The sequence below is a fragment of the Corynebacterium ulcerans genome (assembly GCF_900187135.1).
Classification (GTDB): domain Bacteria; phylum Actinomycetota; class Actinomycetes; order Mycobacteriales; family Mycobacteriaceae; genus Corynebacterium; species Corynebacterium ulcerans.
In genome coordinates this window covers 1,907,379-1,924,322 of the sequence record NZ_LT906443.1, presented here as the reverse complement: position 1 = coordinate 1,924,322, position 16,944 = coordinate 1,907,379, and the positions used below count along the sequence as shown (strand labels likewise).

Here is a 16,944-nt window from a genome sequence, read left to right as displayed (position 1 = left end):
GGCGCACGAGTCCAAGTGGCCAGCGTACTCTACGTTGTTCTTCTTGCCAACTTTTTTTACAAACTTTTTTCGACGCCTGTTTTCCTAGCTAATCGACGCGCACCGCACCGTGCTCATCCACCGTTACAGTTGCGGCCATAGCACGTGCCAAGTTAATCCGTTGCCAGGACCCTCGCGGACTCTGATCATCTAACGGGTAGCCAGCCTCTGAAGCTGTTTGACGCAGCACTTCAGCACGTTGTTCCCATGTCAGATGTGGGAAAGCAGATGCCAATAGCACGGGAGCGGCCTGTGGCACCACCATCGGCGCTTCTGGAGAATATACGCGAGTTTGCATCCCGTAGGTCATGCGCTCTGTGTATTGTTGCACCGCCTGTTGCTGCGCCCCTACGTCTGCAGCGCACTCGGACAGGCTCTTCCCACAGCGCCATTCCAACTCCGCACGTAGTTCTGCTCCGGCAGCATCTAATGCCGCTCGCATCTTTGGATCATTAAGACGGTCTGCTGCAGCCGCATTCCCCGTCATTCGTCCACCAATCACGTCCAACGGGTAGTGAACCCCAAGTACTACGCGATTAAATCCTGCTTCCGATCCCCTATTCAATAGCTGAGCTGAGAATTCAGGCAGCATATAGGCCCATAGAGCAGTCGTCCATGCCGCCTGGTTCGTGTGCCCCGAGGGGAAAGAACCCGATGTTGGATACAGGTCATGATGATCAACTCGGTACTGGCGAATCGCATCGGGATGTGCAATATATGGGCGTGGATTACGGAAAATGTTCTTTTCTATGAATGTGGAGCTTGCTGGTCCCCCGGCGCGTGCTGTCCAGCCGCCAAGAAGCATCTGTAGTTTAGGAAGCCGATTCTCTGCGAGCGCAGTACGCAGATGAGCTCCAAGTGTGGGGCCTAAAGCATCCGAAAATGCCATGAGTACGCCATCACGCTCAGTGAGAGCGTCGTGTTGCGCCCGTGCCACGGTCTCTGGAGTGGCCTCATTATTAATGCGTATCGACGTCGCCGAGTTTTCTTCTATCGCTTTCGGATGATTCCTGCGCAGGTCTTCAAAGTTAGACACCACATCGTAATAAGTTCCGCCGCTATAAGAGCTGATATCTGATATGTACCCCACGTAATCTGCCGGGCCAAACGGTTGTGGAGTTGGAGCACCAGGATGCAGAACGGGCGGAGCAATCAGGGATGAACCTGCTTGTGCTTCTGGGGGTATAGGAAGGGAAGATTGTGCGCTTACTGGTGCGGTTAAGGCAAAGATACAAGCCGTGGTACATAACGAACTCAGTAGTCGGCGATTCATCTTGGACAAGGTTTCTCCTTAATAGGTCAGCCGCAGCCTTGCATATTTTCAGCGCCGAGTCTCTGAGATGTGCGAATCACCATGTCGCTACCATTCCAAGTGCTCAACGTTATTTTCACTTATACCAAGATATGAATCGTGTAAGCAGAGTTCCCGAGAGTTAGGCCCTTAACAGACGCAATCAATCAGAAACAAGAAAGCCCCTGGAAAACACGTTCTTTTTCTTTACTACCCCGATAAGAAACGCCCATCCTGCATCTTTATTCTGACTACCCTGTCCCCTTAAGGAAATTTTCCTAACGCCTACCCACACCCTTCCACGATAAAAAATTCATTATGAAATACATCTCGTTTTCTTTTTTAAAGCGGTGCTCTGTGCGGTGGTGCTTTCCTGAGCACTGCAGTATTCGGCGAAAACATCACTGGTCGTTCCGTTACGACGATCGCCGCTGTTTATAGCCTGTCCACGCCGATGCAATAGCATCACAAGCGGGAGCGGATCACCAGTTGGTCTCTGCCGCGAAATATTTCATGACCATTTGCAAGATCTCTCGCTCTTCGCAGAGTTTCCCAACTTCTTTTTCCAGCTCTCGTCTGTGCTATGCCTCAGAGATTTCCTAGGCTTGTTACACCAATTGTTTGATGCAGACACATTTGCTAGTGCCGACGTCTTCAGCCACGCATACAAAGCGCAGTGACAGCTCACTACAGGGTTTTAAGCCCAGTTCAGGACCCTAAAATTCGAATGCATTATCTTGAGGATTTCTCTCGATACCGTGCCGCGAAAATTGGAGTGACAAGTGCGCCCAATCCACCCCCGGCCATCAGGAAATATGCAACGACCTTAATGGCAAACCCACTGAAAACCGTGGAACCCAATATAAGAAGAACCGCTCCAGCTACTGAACAAAGCACGCTCATTAGAGTTGCTAATTTGAAACGCCAATTCCAGTTAGAGAAACTCCCCTGATCTCCAGAGTCAAATTTTTTTGGATCTACCATAATTTGTTTCCTTTGTTAGTGATCACATTTCGAGCACATCAAAAGTTCGTTGCCTCATCTTTAAAAAGATCCACGAAAAGAGCCTATGACTTGCTGTATAACGCAATTTAAAATCACAAAATATTGCGCCCCTTAGGAGATTGTTTATGAAAGCTCTGCTGACCGTCTCCAAAGAAAAGGCCAGACCATTCCCCGCTTCAAAATAACTATGACAGACAAAGAGCAGTTGCTAATGGAGTATCTGCTAGAACAAGTCACCAGCATCAACATAAAGATTCACAGGAGCACACAACATCGAGGCTCCTTTACACACGATTCTTAAGAATCATGATGGAGAAGGACCTACTTACTAAGTATCGCCAATCTTTCAAGAAGACTCCGATCACTAATCCCGACACCAAACACCATAATAACCTGCTAGATCGCCAATTCAATCCCCATTGCGTTGTCAGCAGCCCCCCCCCAGGACACCGAAAATTCATAACATGTCCATCTATATTCGCAGGCAACAAAAGTAAAACGCCCTATGACAATCATCTTGTCTATCGATCAGATTCCACGAGCGTTCCTACCAATTCAATGAACGAAAAACGCGAAGAAAACAAGGGGCACAACACCCCAGTCACCACACTTGCTCGCCATGATGCGTAACGAGTCTTTACTCCCCCAGTCCAGGAAATAGTAATCCTAACTGCCCCTGTTCAACTAAAAGCATCAAATATACAAGAAAGCTTTTTCTATCGACCAGCGTTATTGATATCGCGGTCGCATTGTTTTCTTTTCGGCTTCTTCGTAGCGGCACCGAGTGGAACGGTTTTTGTCAGCATACGTCCATTGCCATTGCTTTTTTAGTCGCAACAACCATCGTTTTCGTCGTAGGCTTTTGCAGAAAACCCCAACAAACCAGAAAAAGATTCTTAAAATCGTGCGCCCCCAGCCGGCTGGGATATGCTCCCCCGAACACACCTCAGCCGGCTTACGCTCTTTAATTAAGCCTCGCTAAAGAGCACCTTGGGATCCGCTCCGGTAGCCAGAGCTGCCGCGAGCACAATACGCGATTGTCCCGCCCGCAAGTAATTCGAGCCAATCACGCCCTTTTGTGCAAGAGTAGCTCCGCCGCCTGCGCCGCCGTAGGTGCCTTCCACGAGCCCGGCATCCACACGTGTGGTCATAACTATTGGGATATTTTTCTCCGCAGCAGCCACGATTCCCTCTGCGATATCGCCACCGACGTTTCCTGCGCCCATCCCTTCAATGACCAGAGCCTGTGCACCGGTGGAGATGGCGGCGTCGACAAGCGCACGAGGAGCACCTGGATAGGCCGCGATAATGTCTACCCTGTATGACTCCAAAGGCTTAAAGTCCAGAGGCTTCGGCCGTACCAGATCTTCGCCAGCGTTAGTGCGGAAACCATCTTTTTCAGAGGTATGAGATTTGTATGCTCCCCGCGCCCGAATCAACGTACCGCCAAAAGCAATAAAAGTGCCTTTTCCTTGGTTTTTCGGATCTGTTGCTGCGGTAACAGCCAACGTTAGGTTGTCCGGACCGTCGGTGTGGGGATCGTCGAAAGGCAGCATCGAACCGGTAAAGACCACAGGTTTATCACCGCTAAGGAAGGTGTCCACGGCGATGGCCGATTCCTCCATCGAATCAGTACCGTGCGTAACAATTACGCCTGTGACGTCGTCTTCCTTCACTGTCTTAAGTACTTCGCGGATGATGTTGTCTGTATCCTTCAACGTCATCGCAGAGGAATCCAGCTGACTTACCTGACGTACTTCAATAGTGAGCTTATCTTTAGAGAACTTTTTATATACGGGTGCTACAAGTTCTTCGCCGCTTACCGTGGGGACCAAAGCTCCATCAACATTGGTGCTAGCAATAGTTCCACCAGTAGATAAAACGACTAAATGACCAGAGATCGCTGAATAATCTACGTGCTTGTCGCTGCTGGAGTCTGCACCACTGGGCTGAGAATCTCCCTGCGAACATGCTGTAAGTACGCCGATACTGCCAGCGGTCGCTAGAGCAGTGGCTCCGAGAAAGCGGCGGCGAGAGAAAATTTGTGTCATGTGATCCTACCTTCCTTCTTGCTACTCAATGCGGCCAATGATTCCATTCACCGCAACGCTTATAAGTGTTGTCGCGCAAATACCAAAAGCACCTTTGCAGGGATGTGATGCCAGTGAAAACTAATGTCACAATCATCATGTGCCCATACAAAGGTGCTCATTGGTGTTCTTTATGCCTATTCCGCGGCTTGCGCTAGACAGTGATAGAAAACTAGCTACACGGCATCAGCTTAGGAAGCACAACCTTAGCCAAACCGCCAAGGGAGGTCTCGCGGTACTTAGAATCCATATCTTTACCGGTCTGATACATGGTGGCAATGATCTGGTCTAGTGATACCGTCGGGTTCGACTCACGCTGCAAAGCCATATTTGCGGCGTTGACGGCCTCCACAGCAGCCACGGCGTTACGCTCGATGCACGGAACCTGCACCTGGCCGCACACGGGGTCACAGGTGAGACCCAAATTGTGTTCCATTGCGATCTCAGCTGCAATGAAGACCTGCTGCGGGGTTCCACCCATAAGTTGCGCAACACCGGCCGCAGCCATCGAACAAGCGACGCCCACCTCTCCCTGGCAGCCGACCTCAGCGCCAGAAATAGAAGCGTTCATCTTGTAGAGCGCACCGACCACCTTGCAGGTAAGGAAGTAATCGGTGTACATCTTCTCGTCCACAGGTGCCACCAACTTGTCCCAATAAGACAGGACAGCGGGCAGCACGCCACAAGCACCATTTGTCGGAGACGTAACTACGCGACCGCCAGCAGCGTTTTCTTCGTTTACGGCAAGTGCGAACATATTAAGCCAGCTCATCATGCGCAATGGCTCATTCTCACTCGTATTTTCCAAGCGCGTCCGCAGTGCTTTGGCACGACGCGGGACACGAAGTTCACCGGGGAGAATTCCCTCAGTACTCGATCCGCGCTCAATGCCAGTACGCATCACCTTCCAGACTTTAGCCAGATGAGTACGCACTTCCTCTTCCGAGGCAGCTGCCGTCTCATTACGCCACTCTAGCTCCGGAATGCTGAGTCCCTCGATATCACACATCGTGAGGAATTCTTCCGCACTACGGTAAGCAAACGGCACAGAAGAAGTGTCCTCATCGGCTGCACCGAAGTGCTCCTCATCCACGATGAATCCACCGCCGATAGAGAAATAGGTTTTATGCAGAAGCACTTCTTCTTCAGAGAAGGCCGTGATGGTCATGCCATTTTCGTGCAGTTGTAAGCAAGTGTTGTGGAAGACGATGTCCTTCCCACGCGGGAAGTTCACCAGTTTCTTTCCACCGGAGAGAGGCAGACGTTGAAGAGAGGCTACCTCTTCCAAGAAACTTGGCATTGCATCGATGTCCACGGACTCTGGTTCAAAACCAGCAAGCCCCATGATGATGGCTTTATCGGTTGCGTGTCCGACACCGGTGAGGGACAAAGAGCCATAGACGTCTGCTTGTACACGGACGGTGGCGTCGAGAAGCCCTCGTGCCTCGAGTTCATCGGCAAAGGCTTTTCCTGCCTTCATCGGGCCGAGCGTGTGTGAGCTCGAAGGGCCGATACCGATCTTGAACATATCGAAACTACTGATAAACATTCTTGCTCCTAGGGAACAGTGCGAGGTTATCGCGGGAAACTATGGGTGTTTTAGATTGCTTGAACGATGTTGTAGAAGATCGTGCCAAAGGCAACAAGACCCATGAAGAAGATGAAGTAGTTCGAGAGACGCCCACGGTACTTCTGCAGAGCAGGAACCTTGTGGATGGCATACATCGGCATCAGGAAGAGGAGGATAGCGATGGTAGGACCGCAAAGTGTCTCAATCATTCCGAGGATGGAGGGGTTCAGCCAACCGACGAGCCAAGCAGTGACCAGCATGAAAGCCAGCGTGATGAGTGCAAGTTTACGATCGCCCTTGGCCTCAGCTGGAGCATCCGCGCCTTTCTTAGAGATCAAGCCCTGGAAGCCTTCTGCAGCGCCGAGGTAGTGGCCCAAGAAGGACTTAGCCACAGCAATCATGGCGATGATGGGAGCAGCCCACTGGATGACGGGATTATCAAAGTGGTTAGCCAAGTAGGAAAGGATAGTGATGTTCTGTGCCTTTGCTTCAGCCAGATTCTGTGGAGAAAGGCTTAGTGCACAAGAGAACACAAAGAACATAACCACGCAGACCATAAGAATCTGTGCAACCCTGAGGACCTTACCGGTCTTCTCATCAGCATGAATGCCGTACTCTTCACGCTTTTCTACCGCAAAGGAAGAAATGATCGGCGAGTGGTTAAAGGAGAACACCATAACGGGAACCAAGAGGAGCAGGGTTACCCAGATGCTGTGACCCGTCGCTGCCTTGGCAGATTCCAAGGAGAAGGTGCTGAACAGCGCTGTGTTCCACTTAGGTACCAAGTACAGGGACAACAGAACCAGAATGCCGATAAATGGGAAGACCAACACACTCATAGCCTTGACGATGACGTCGCGTCCGAGGCTCACAACGAAGATCAGGCCACCAACGAGGATGAGGGACATGATCCAACGAGGCCAAGGAGTCACTCCGAGCTGGTGCTCCAGGAATGAGTTAACGGTGTTCGTGATGGTAACCGAGTAGACAAGAAGGATGGGGTACACAGAGAGGAAATAAAGAATGGTCATGAAGGCACCGGCCTTCCGACCAAAATGCTCCTCAACAGCATCTGTGAGGTCTCCGCCCTCTTTAGAGGTAGAAAGAACGAAGCGAGTCAAGCCGCGGTGTGCCCAATACGTCATGGGGAAAGCGACGATCGTCATGACGATCAGCGGGATGATACCGCCAATGCCTGCGTTAATAGGAAGGAAAAGGACACCGGCACCGATGGCGGTTCCGAAAAGGCTCAAAGCCCAAACGGTGTCACTTTTACGCCACTTCGGTGCCGATGTCGAGTGAGACGGCGACGAGTCTGACGATGATGAATCGGCCGAGCCTGAGTTTGCTGGCACGGAAATTGTCTGCGACATGGGTTCTCCAAAAATTCTCGCGAATTCCAAACCAAAGAATTCAGGAAGTCCTTGTCGCTCTTATCCGTCCCCTTAATCCATCCTGCTTCATCATGATAATGAGTCTCAGCATGAGCACTAAGAAAACAAGAATAGGAGCCAATGGCGACATGTGACGCCAGTTACCATTAACATCCCTCTGTCTTTGGTGTTACATCTGGACAATAACCACGGAAGTATGCAGGTTAAAAATATTAACCGGCTATTTTTGTGTAATTAATATCTCCCCCGTAGACCCTTGCTTCCCTAGAACCAATTGTTCACTAGGTATCACATGAGATATCCCCCGTTTGTGCAGCTCAACAAAACGGACATCAGTTACCCCACATCGTAAACTGACACGTATTTTTTCTTTCTATAATTCGACAGACTTCCTAAAGAATGGGATCTTTATCACCATAGAAGGTGTGCTACTTCAACAAAATCTGTATTTTTTACCATTTTCGGAAGAAAACAAAAATGTCCGATTACTGCTTTTCCTTCCCACATCACCCCCTAATCGGACAATTTTTAGGAATATCGCCCCGAGACGTCGCCAAAAAACAAGAGGGAAAGCGTCAGAAGACACAAAAAGCAAAGTCACCCACTGTCAATCAGTGGGTGACTTTGCTTTCAAGCTTTACGCTACTTTTATATAGCTAAAGCTCGATTGGGATAAGAACCTTTAGTTCTCAGCCTTCTTGAAAGGGAAGCCGAGCTCACGCAAAAGCGCGCGGCCTTCCTCGTTGTTGGTTGCAGTGGTAACAACAGTGATGTCCATACCACGAGGACGGTCAACCTTATCTACGTCAATTTCGTAGAACATGGTCTGCTCAGCAAGACCGAAGGTGTAGTTGCCGTGCCCGTCGAACTGCTGGTCAGAAAGACCACGGAAGTCACGAATACGAGGCAGAGCAACAGTCAGCAGGCGGTCCAGGAACTCCCACATGCGGTCACCACGAAGGGTAACGCGTGCGCCAATCGGCATGCCCTCACGGAGCTTGAAGTTAGCAATGGACTTCTTTGCACGACGCAGCTCAGGCTTCTGACCAGTAATAAGGGTCAGATCCTCAAGAGCACCGTTGATCAGCTTGGAGTCACGTGCAGCGTCACCGACGCCCATGTTGACAACAACCTTGGTCACACCAGGAATCTGCATGACGTTCTCAAAAGAGAACTCTTCATTCAGTGCGGTGCGGATTTCTTCGCGGTAGCGGGTCTTCAGACGCGGGGTGTAGTTCTCGCTCATGATTAGATGTCCTTCCCGTTACGACGCGAGATACGGACCTTCTTGCCGTTCTCATCGAAGCGGTAACCGATACGGGTCGGGTTACCGTCGGAGTCCAGAACCATGACGTTAGAGACGTGGATTGGAGCTTCCTGGGTGACAATTCCGCCAGACTCAGCGCCGCGCTCTGGAGCAGAGTTAGCAACGTGCTTCTTTACACGGTTAACACCCTCAACGAGGACCTTATCGGTCTTCGGGAAAGCCTGGATGACCTTGCCCTTGGCACCCTTATCGGGGCCGGAGATCACCAGAACCATATCGCCCTTATGGACCTTCATTCTTAGATCACCTCCGGTGCAAGAGAAACGATCTTCATGAAGCGCTTATCGCGCAGCTCACGAGCAACGGGACCGAAGATACGGGTGCCCTTAGGCTCGTTGTCGTTCTTGATCAAAACGGCAGCGTTCTCATCGAAGCGAATGTAGGAGCCGTCTGCACGACGGGTTTCCTTCTTTGCACGAACGATAACAGCCTTCACAACCTCGCCAGCCTTGACGTTGCCGCCGGGGGTTGCTTCCTTGACAGTCGCGACAATAACGTCGCCGATGCCAGCAAAGCGTCGGGTGGAGCCACCAAGAACGCGGATGCACAGAATCTCTCGTGCACCAGTGTTATCGGCAACCCGCAGACGCGATTCCTGCTGAATCACTATGGGTCTCCTGACCTGGATGTTTGTGCGGCAGATTTCCGAACTGACGCACGCGGTCTATGTACTACCACCTACACTTTCTCAACGAACCATAAATGGTCGAGGGGTCTCGGCCGCGGCGCTCGGAAACTAGCACGCAATCAGCCGACCTATATAGGCAACCTGAACATTTAACCACAAGGCTTAGTACCCCAGCAAGCCCAACCCCACCACGTTTCTCAAGCCCCCCCCCTTTCAATGACCTCCACCCCACATCACATCTTCAAATCGCATCTCCCTCCAGAAAGACCTCACAACGCCCCACATAACAGCCGCACGTTTATTCAGCCTTGTCGCCACACGCCCCACGATCCACAGCTAGCTTCCACAAATCACCCCAAAATGAGGAAGAAATGGGCGGTTTCCATTCTGAAGTTTCCCCACAAACAGCCTGTTGACCAACAGGAAAGATTGGAATAATTTTAGTAGTTAACATTTATTCCACATTGCCCACATTCCCCAATTGCAGCTTCTAGCACGCATTAATAGGAAAAAAGCGCCAAGCGAGCAAGGAATGAATGGAAATAATTCATTTAAACCTCTTTGAAAAAATCACACACAAGCACGCCCGACTCTGCTAATTTTCATAATTAATATGAACTGACTCACGTTAATGGAGTGTAGTGATCCCCTTTACTTTTGACAGTTGAGGCTTCACCTACACCCATAAAATTCCGACAGGCAGCCCATCCTATGATCAAGTTTTTAGTTAAGAAAACGCTTGGCTGGTTGGCCATGATTTTTCTCGCGGTGAACCTTACATACTTCCTCGCGTCTTTTTTCCTTAATCCGCGTTCAAACTATGTAGGACGTCGGCCGCCTGTTCCGGAATCGCGTATCGACGCAATACTGACTCCTCTTAATCTCAACGACAAAGAGCCTCTCATTGAACGCTGGTGGCACTGGCTTTCCAACATCGTCCTCCACTGGGACTGGGGCTCTTCTCCCCTAGGCGATTCTGTAAATTCTCAAATCTCCTATCGCATCTGGGTTTCCGCCCAACTATTGCTTCTCGCCACAATCATTTCCGTGCTGCTTGGCGTGGGTATAGGTGTTTTCACGGCCTCTCGCCAATACAAAGCAAGCGATCGAGTATTCCAATTCATCTCCATCTTGACCATGAACATTCACGTCGTGGTGGCATCGATCGTGGTCGTATGGCTTGCTATTAAAACTAACCAGACCCTCGGTACCAACTTATTCTTTGTCACAGGATCATCATCTGTCGGTGTTGAAGGATTCCTGCCCAAGCTCGTCGATTACGCGCAGCATCTCATCCTGCCCACCGTTTCGCTCATCATCATCTCTTACGCGAGCTACCACTTTCTCCAACGTTCAATATTGCTCGACAACATAGACGCCGACTATGTGCGCACTGCCCGCGCAAAGGGATTAACCAGGGCTCAGGCTGTGCGTCGACACGCTCTACGTACGTCCATCATTCCCGTAGCTACCACCGTTGCATTCTCTATACCTGGAATTTTTACTGGTGCGATCATGACCGAAACGATCTTCGGTTGGCAAGGGATGGGGCAATATTTCGTCTCCACTATTAATAAAAATGACATCCATGGAGTCGTCGCAGTCGCGGCCTTCGGTGCTCTTATGACGGCCATAGGCGCAGTTCTCGCAGACATCTTCGTTGTCATCCTCGATCCACGAGTCCGGGTGAGCTAACATGCGCAAGGAATACCGTAATAACGGCGAAGACCGACACGAAGATCTCTCACCGAATGTTCTGCCCACAGCAGATCTCACGGTTTCCAGTTCTCCGCTGACGCAAACCAATACTTCTAGCGTCACAGAGACGGAAATCCTCAATGCCCAGCAGGGTATGGAAGCAGCACATGTCTCGGTTCAAAAACCGATGAACAAATATCGCCTCTACCTGCGCCGTTTCCTCCGCAACAAGATGGCAGTAGTCGGATCGATGATCCTGTTCTTACTCGTCCTGCTTGCAATTTTTGGTTCGCTGCTAGCTCAGTGGAACTTTGATGACCCAGACTTTTTAGCTCTAAGCAGCCCACCGTCCCCGGAGCATTGGTTTGGCACAAGCTCTTCGGGAAATGATCTCTTTGCCATGGTCATTCATGGCTTGGGCCGCTCACTTACCATTGCCATCTCCGTTTCCCTTGCTACCACTATGATCTCCGCATTCGTCGGTGCCACTGCTGCATTACTGGGTGGGCGTCCCGAGCGTGCGATCTTAGGAGTTATTCACTTCCTCCTGGTCATCCCTTCCTTCCTTATCATTGCGCTCATCGTCTCCGGTTCTGGTGGTGACTGGAAACTACTCATCGTGGTCCTGATTGCATTCGGATGGATGTACTACGCCCGGGTGATCTGGTCTATGTCGATTTCCCTAAGGGAACGGGAATACATCAAGGCAGCCCGCTATATGGGGGTCTCCAATTTCACTATCATTCGCCGCCATCTTATTCCCAACATTGGCTCACTTCTTGTCATTAATGCCACGCTAGGGGTGGTCAGCGCGGTCATGAGCGAAACTGGTTTGTCCTTCTTGGGCCTTGGAGTCAAGATCCCCGACGTCTCACTCGGCACCCTGCTCTCTACCGGAGCAAATTCGCTCTTATCCTCACCATGGGAATTCTATTTCCCGGCTGCCGTACTTACTCTCCTCACCGTCTCTATGGCGTTCATTGCAGACGGTCTCCGCGACGCGCTCGATCCCAATTCCGCAGCAGTTGGAAAGGCTTAAATCATGACTAATCCAGTCCTTAGCGTCCAGAACCTCAATGTCACTTTTCCTTCAGAAGCTGGAAACGTCAATGCAGTCCGCGGAGTTTCTTTTAACCTTTATCCTGGTCAAACCCTTGGCATAGTAGGAGAATCTGGTTCCGGAAAATCCGTAACATCTATGGCAGTCATGGGGTTGCTCCCCGACTACGCCACAGTGACAGGCTCCGTTCAACTTCATGACCGCGAGCTCATCGGGCTTTCCGACGACGCCATGTCGAAAATACGCGGCAAAGAAATCGGAATGATCTTCCAAGATCCACTCTCCGCCCTGACCCCCGTGTTCAATGTGGGATCTCAGATCGTCGAAGCTCTGCGCTGCCACCAAAAAATCTCTAAGGCTAAAGCGTGGAATACAGCTATCGAGCTTCTGGACCTCGTTGGAATACCCGATCCCAAGCGTCGCGCCCTTGCTTTTCCCCACGAATTTTCCGGCGGTATGCGCCAACGCGTCGTAATAGCCATTGCCATCGCCAATAATCCGTCCGTTCTTATCGCGGACGAACCCACCACGGCTCTCGACGTGACTATTCAGGCCCAGATCCTCGACCTGATCAAGATGGCGCAAAAGGAAACTAACGCCGCGACGATCATGATTACTCATGACATGGGCGTTGTAGCTGGCACCGCGGACAACGTGATGGTTATGTATGCAGGGCGCCCCGTAGAATACGCCGGTGTTCACGAGCTTTTCAGCGAGCCGAAGATGCCTTATACCGTCGGTCTGCTTGGTTCTATCCCCTCTGTACACAAGCGCGAAAAGGTCTCCCTTACCACTATCGAGGGAAGCCCTCCGATCGTGGTTAATCTGCCCGACGAGTGCTCTTTTGCCCCACGGTGCCCCATAGCCACAGCCGAATGCCGTGCAACTGAGCCTGGGCTCCTACCCATTAATGATAAGCATCAGGCAGCGTGTATCCGCTCTACCGAAATCTCCCACGGAGAACTTCATGGCGCTCCGATTTTCCCTACGCCTCCTGTTCATGAGGGCGCCCTGATGCGAATCCCTCGTGACAAACGCGCCTGTGTTTTGAGTGTCTCTGATCTGACTAAAACCTTCCCTTTGGTCAAGGGTGCTCTCCTGAAACGAACGGTGGGAGAAGTCCGGGCTGTGAACGGGCTGACCTTTGATATCAAAGAAGGCGAATGCTTTGCTATCGTCGGCGAATCTGGCTGTGGTAAAACCACCACGCTGCTAGAGATCATGGATCTGGCCCCGCAAGCGCCCACTCAGATTCGATTAGGTGAACAAGATGTCACGGGCATATCCAAACATCAACGACGACTCCTGCGCAAAGACATTCAGATCGTCTTCCAAGACCCCATGGGGGCTCTTGATCCACGGCTCACTGTCGCAGAAATCCTCCGCGAGCCCCTCGATGCTTTGGGATGGGATGGCGATAAAAATGAGCGCATCCGCGAGCTTATCCAATTAGTCGGGTTAAACCCGGCCCATATTGATAGGTTCCCCGGCCACTTTTCCGGTGGCCAACGCCAGCGCATTTCTCTCGCCCGCGCGCTTGCTGCCAACCCCAAGTTGATTGTCTTGGACGAGCCCGTCTCTGCTCTCGACGTCTCTGTTCAGGCAGGAATGCTCAACCTCCTCGACGAGCTCAAAGCTCGCTTAGGCATCAGCTACCTCTTTGTGGCTCACGATCTTTCCGTTATCCGTCATATCTCTGATCGTGCCGCAGTAATGTACCTGGGTCGTTTTGTCGAGCAGGGCGATACAGATTCTCTCTTTGATAATCCGCAGCACCCTTATACCAAAGCGCTGCTCTCGGCGATTCCGCTGGCGGATCCCATCGCCGAGCGCAATCGAAGACGGATCATCCTCACCGACTCGCAGCCTTCCCCCACGGAAGAAATCACGGGGTGCGCGTTTCGGGGACGATGCCCGCTCTACGCCACGCTTGGCGACGCCCACCAGCGTCGATGCCGAGACGAAGAACCGGAGGTACGCAGAATAGAGAACTCAGAGCATTCAGACCATCTTCACGCTTGTCACTTTGCGGGTACTCCTCTCAATTAACCTCTCTCAACTTAAGAAAGGCATGGCCATGAAACTCAGAAGTCCCAGCGGAAAATTAGCCGCTGTGTTTGCTGCAAGCGCGTTATTCCTTGCAGGATGCGGCAGCGACTCTCCCGCGTCGAAGGACGCGCAGACCGCCGATACCATCAGTATCGCTGATTACAATGCCTTGGATCGCGACAAGGTCAAGCAGGGAGGCACATTCACCACTGCTATTGGTGAAATCTCCGAACAACAGAATCGCCACCACGCAGATTCCACGCGTTACACCACTATGCTGTGGGAATGGTACAACCCGACAATTATTGACTCCACTCCAGAGGGCGAGTTCTCTTTTAACAAGAACTACGTAACGGATGTCAAGGAAGAATCCTCGAATTCCAAAACCAAGCTCGTCTACACCATCAACGACAAAGCTGTCTTCAATGATGGAACTCCCATCGACTGGCGTGCTTTTGAGACCACGTGGAAGATCAACAACGGCAAGGACCCTGCGTTTGTTCCTTCAGCCACCGACGGTTACGAGAACATCACTTCCGTGACCAAGGGCGCTACTGACAAGCAGGCTGTCGTAGAATTCGACAGCACCTACCCATGGTGGACAGGCCTCTTTAGTATCATCGCTCATCCTGCTTTGAATGATCCACATAATTACAATGATTATGTAAAGAAGCTGCACCCGGAATGGGGAGCAGGACCCTACAAGGTGGAATCTATTGATTTCAACCGAGGCGAAGCCACGTTCGTCCCCAACGAAAAATGGTGGGGTGACGCACCAAAGCTGGATAAGCGCATCTTCCGCCAAATGGACACCGCTGCGGCCGTCAATGCCTTTAAGAATGGCGAAATCGATGCCACAGCTGTTCCGTCGAAAGACCGCTACGCCGCAGTCAAGGATATGCAGGGTATCGAGCTTCGCACCGGCCGTTTGCCTAAGAACGCACTGCTGTTGCTCAACGCAAAGTCCGATATTTTGCAAGACATCAAGGTACGCGAGGCAGTAGCTCGTGGTCTAGACCGTAAGCTGCTGTCCTCTATATGGTTCCAAGGTGTTCCCTACACCGAGGATCCTCCCGGATCTCTCATCAGCTTCCCCTTCCAGAAGGACTATCAGGACAACTTCTCCAAGGTAGCTACCTTTGATGCAGACAAAGCTAAGGCCATTCTTGATGAAGCCGGCTGGGCTGAAGGCCCCAACGGGATCCGTGAAAAGGACGGCAAGCCGCTAGCTATTCGATATGTTTTGGTTGGTGAAGATGAGCAGACTACATCTGTTGCTAAAGCTAGCCAAAAAATGCTCAAAGATATCGGTATCGATTTGAAGATCGAGACTCATCCATCTTCTGATTTCTCCAAGCTCGCTACCAGTGACGACTACGACATCTTCCCCATCGGTTTCAACGCCGGAGATCCTTTCGGCGTCGCATACTTTGGACAGATGTATCTCTCAGATTCCCAGCTCAATCGTTCTCACTCGGGAACCCCTGAACTCGATGCTAAGATCCGCGAGCTCCAGGCGCTTCCTACCCGTGAGGAACAAATCAAACGTGGAAATGAACTAGAAGTAGAGGCTTTCGCTCGCTACGGAGTAATCCCTGAGTTCAACGGCGTTAATATTGTCGCGGTGAAGAAGGGACTTGCTAACTACGGCGCTTATGCTTTTGCTAGCGTCCCTGTAGAAAACATCGGCTGGGCTGCCGAATAAAATAATAAAGCCAGACCGTCGCTCTCAACTAGCCTCGGTCTGGCTTTACTCTTATCTATCCGCAATAACCTGTGCATAAGAAAACGCGGTGTATATCTCAATTCCTCAAGATATACACCGCGTTTGTTATTAGCTAGGAGCTAATTCTCTGTCAAAGACTACTTAGCCTTCTCGATGATCTCAACGAGACGGAAGTGCTTGTCCTTGGACAGCGGACGAGTCTCCTCGATGCGGACGAGGTCGCCGACGCCGGCGATGCTGTCCTCATCGTGTGCCTTGACCTTCGAGTTGGTACGAATGGTCTTGCCGTACTTGGCGTGCTGCTTGCGGTCCTCAAGCTCAACAACGATGGTCTTCTGCATCTTGTCAGAAACCACGTAGCCGGTGCGGACCTTGCGTGCGCCCTTTTCCTTCTTGTTCACGTTTGCCTCACTCATGTTTAAGCCTCAGCTCCCGGAACCTCGGACAGGCCCAGCTCACGCTCGCGAATAACGGTGTAGATGCGGGCGATGTCGCGCTTTACCGTGCGAAGGCGGCGGTTGTTGGTCAACTGGCCGGTAGCAGCCTGGAAGCGCAGGTTGAACAGCTCTTCCTTGGCCTCGGTCAGACGGGTCTTCAGCTCCTCGGCGTTCAGCTCGCGAAGCTCGTGTGCGGGGGTACCGTTAGCCATTAGAACTGGTCCTCCTTCTTAACGATACGAACTTTGCAAGGAAGCTTCTGGCCTGCACGGCGCAGAGCCTCAAGAGCTACCTCTTCATTCGGGAAGCTCATCTCGAAGAGGATACGACCCGGCTTGACGTTAGCGATCCACTTCTCCACGGGGCCCTTACCGGAACCCATACGCACGCCGAGCGGCTTCTGGGTCAGCGGACGATCCGGGAAGATGTTGATCCACACCTTGCCACCACGCTTGACGTGGCGGTTGATGGCGATACGTGCAGACTCGATCTGACGGTTGGTGATGTAGGCAGGCTCAAGAGCCTGGATGCCGTAGTCACCGAAAGTGATGCGGTTACCGCCCTTGGACACGCCACTACGAGTCGGACGGTGCTGGCGACGGTATTTGACGCGCTTAGGGATAAGCATTC

At 51.5% G+C, this 16,944-nt stretch carries 14 protein-coding genes; 4 read left to right on the top strand and 10 right to left on the bottom strand.

All coding sequences use genetic code 11. The annotated features are described in order from the left end of the window. Positions 1-88 precede the first annotated feature (88 nt). The 7 genes from CKV68_RS08690 to rplN form a co-directional block, all read right to left on the bottom strand. Positions 89-1,312 carry an acid phosphatase gene (locus tag CKV68_RS08690; protein ID WP_095076032.1) on the bottom strand — a complete coding sequence of 408 codons (1,224 nt, stop codon included), beginning with the start codon at positions 1,310-1,312 and terminating at the stop codon, positions 89-91. A gap of 1,991 nt (positions 1,313-3,303) precedes the next feature. Beyond that, entirely contained in the window at positions 3,304-4,386 is a 1,083-nt protein-coding gene (locus CKV68_RS08680) for an asparaginase (RefSeq protein ID WP_095076030.1), read from the bottom strand. A gap of 211 nt (positions 4,387-4,597) precedes the next feature. Continuing rightward, positions 4,598-5,974 (bottom strand): L-serine ammonia-lyase, encoded by a 1,377-nt coding sequence (locus CKV68_RS08675; RefSeq protein ID WP_014525335.1) that lies wholly within the window; start codon positions 5,972-5,974, stop codon positions 4,598-4,600. A gap of 50 nt (positions 5,975-6,024) precedes the next feature. Then, complete coding sequence (locus CKV68_RS08670) at positions 6,025-7,368, bottom strand: serine/threonine transporter (RefSeq protein ID WP_029974609.1); 1,344 nt, start codon at positions 7,366-7,368, stop codon at positions 6,025-6,027. A gap of 703 nt (positions 7,369-8,071) precedes the next feature. Beyond that, positions 8,072-8,635: a 50S ribosomal protein L5 gene (gene rplE, locus CKV68_RS08665; protein ID WP_013910805.1), complete on the bottom strand. Its 564-nt coding sequence runs from the start codon at positions 8,633-8,635 to the stop codon at positions 8,072-8,074. Positions 8,636-8,637: 2 nt separating this feature from the next. Beyond that, a complete protein-coding gene (gene rplX / locus CKV68_RS08660) occupies positions 8,638-8,952 on the bottom strand; it encodes a 50S ribosomal protein L24 (RefSeq protein ID WP_087453389.1) in 315 nt (104 codons plus the stop codon). Positions 8,953-8,954: 2 nt separating this feature from the next. After that, a complete protein-coding gene (gene rplN, locus CKV68_RS08655) occupies positions 8,955-9,323 on the bottom strand; it encodes a 50S ribosomal protein L14 (protein ID WP_013241217.1) in 369 nt (122 codons plus the stop codon). Between the two features lie 732 nt (positions 9,324-10,055). Here rplN and CKV68_RS08650 point away from each other — a divergent pair. Genes CKV68_RS08650 through CKV68_RS08635 form a run of 4 tightly spaced genes read left to right on the top strand, consistent with a single transcriptional unit; the run spans position 10,056 to position 15,856 of the window. Next, positions 10,056-11,039, top strand: a complete 984-nt coding sequence (locus CKV68_RS08650) for an ABC transporter permease (protein ID WP_095076029.1) — start codon at positions 10,056-10,058, stop codon at positions 11,037-11,039. Between the two features lies 1 nt (position 11,040). After that, entirely contained in the window at positions 11,041-12,081 is a 1,041-nt protein-coding gene (locus CKV68_RS08645; RefSeq protein WP_095076028.1) for an ABC transporter permease, read from the top strand. 3 nt (positions 12,082-12,084) lie between these two features. Next, positions 12,085-14,151 (top strand): dipeptide ABC transporter ATP-binding protein, encoded by a 2,067-nt coding sequence (locus CKV68_RS08640; RefSeq protein WP_095076027.1) that lies wholly within the window; start codon positions 12,085-12,087, stop codon positions 14,149-14,151. A 28-nt stretch (positions 14,152-14,179) separates the two neighbouring features. Beyond that, the gene (locus tag CKV68_RS08635) at positions 14,180-15,856 is read left to right on the top strand and encodes an ABC transporter family substrate-binding protein (protein ID WP_014835931.1); all 1,677 of its coding nucleotides are present in this window, start codon (positions 14,180-14,182) and stop codon (positions 15,854-15,856) included. 158 nt (positions 15,857-16,014) lie between these two features. Here the strand turns inward: CKV68_RS08635 and rpsQ are convergent, their stop codons facing one another. The 3 genes from rpsQ to rplP are packed head-to-tail and all read right to left on the bottom strand — an operon-like array spanning position 16,015 to position 16,942. Continuing rightward, positions 16,015-16,293: a 30S ribosomal protein S17 gene (gene rpsQ, locus CKV68_RS08630; protein WP_013241211.1), complete on the bottom strand. Its 279-nt coding sequence runs from the start codon at positions 16,291-16,293 to the stop codon at positions 16,015-16,017. 2 nt (positions 16,294-16,295) lie between these two features. After that, positions 16,296-16,526, bottom strand: coding sequence for a 50S ribosomal protein L29 (rpmC, locus tag CKV68_RS08625; protein WP_004566751.1), 231 nt, complete (start codon positions 16,524-16,526; stop codon positions 16,296-16,298). Beyond that, positions 16,526-16,942 carry a 50S ribosomal protein L16 gene (rplP, locus tag CKV68_RS08620; protein ID WP_013241210.1) on the bottom strand — a complete coding sequence of 139 codons (417 nt, stop codon included), beginning with the start codon at positions 16,940-16,942 and terminating at the stop codon, positions 16,526-16,528. The genes rpmC and rplP overlap by 1 nt, the downstream gene beginning before the upstream one ends. Between the last annotated feature and the right edge of the window lie 2 nt (positions 16,943-16,944).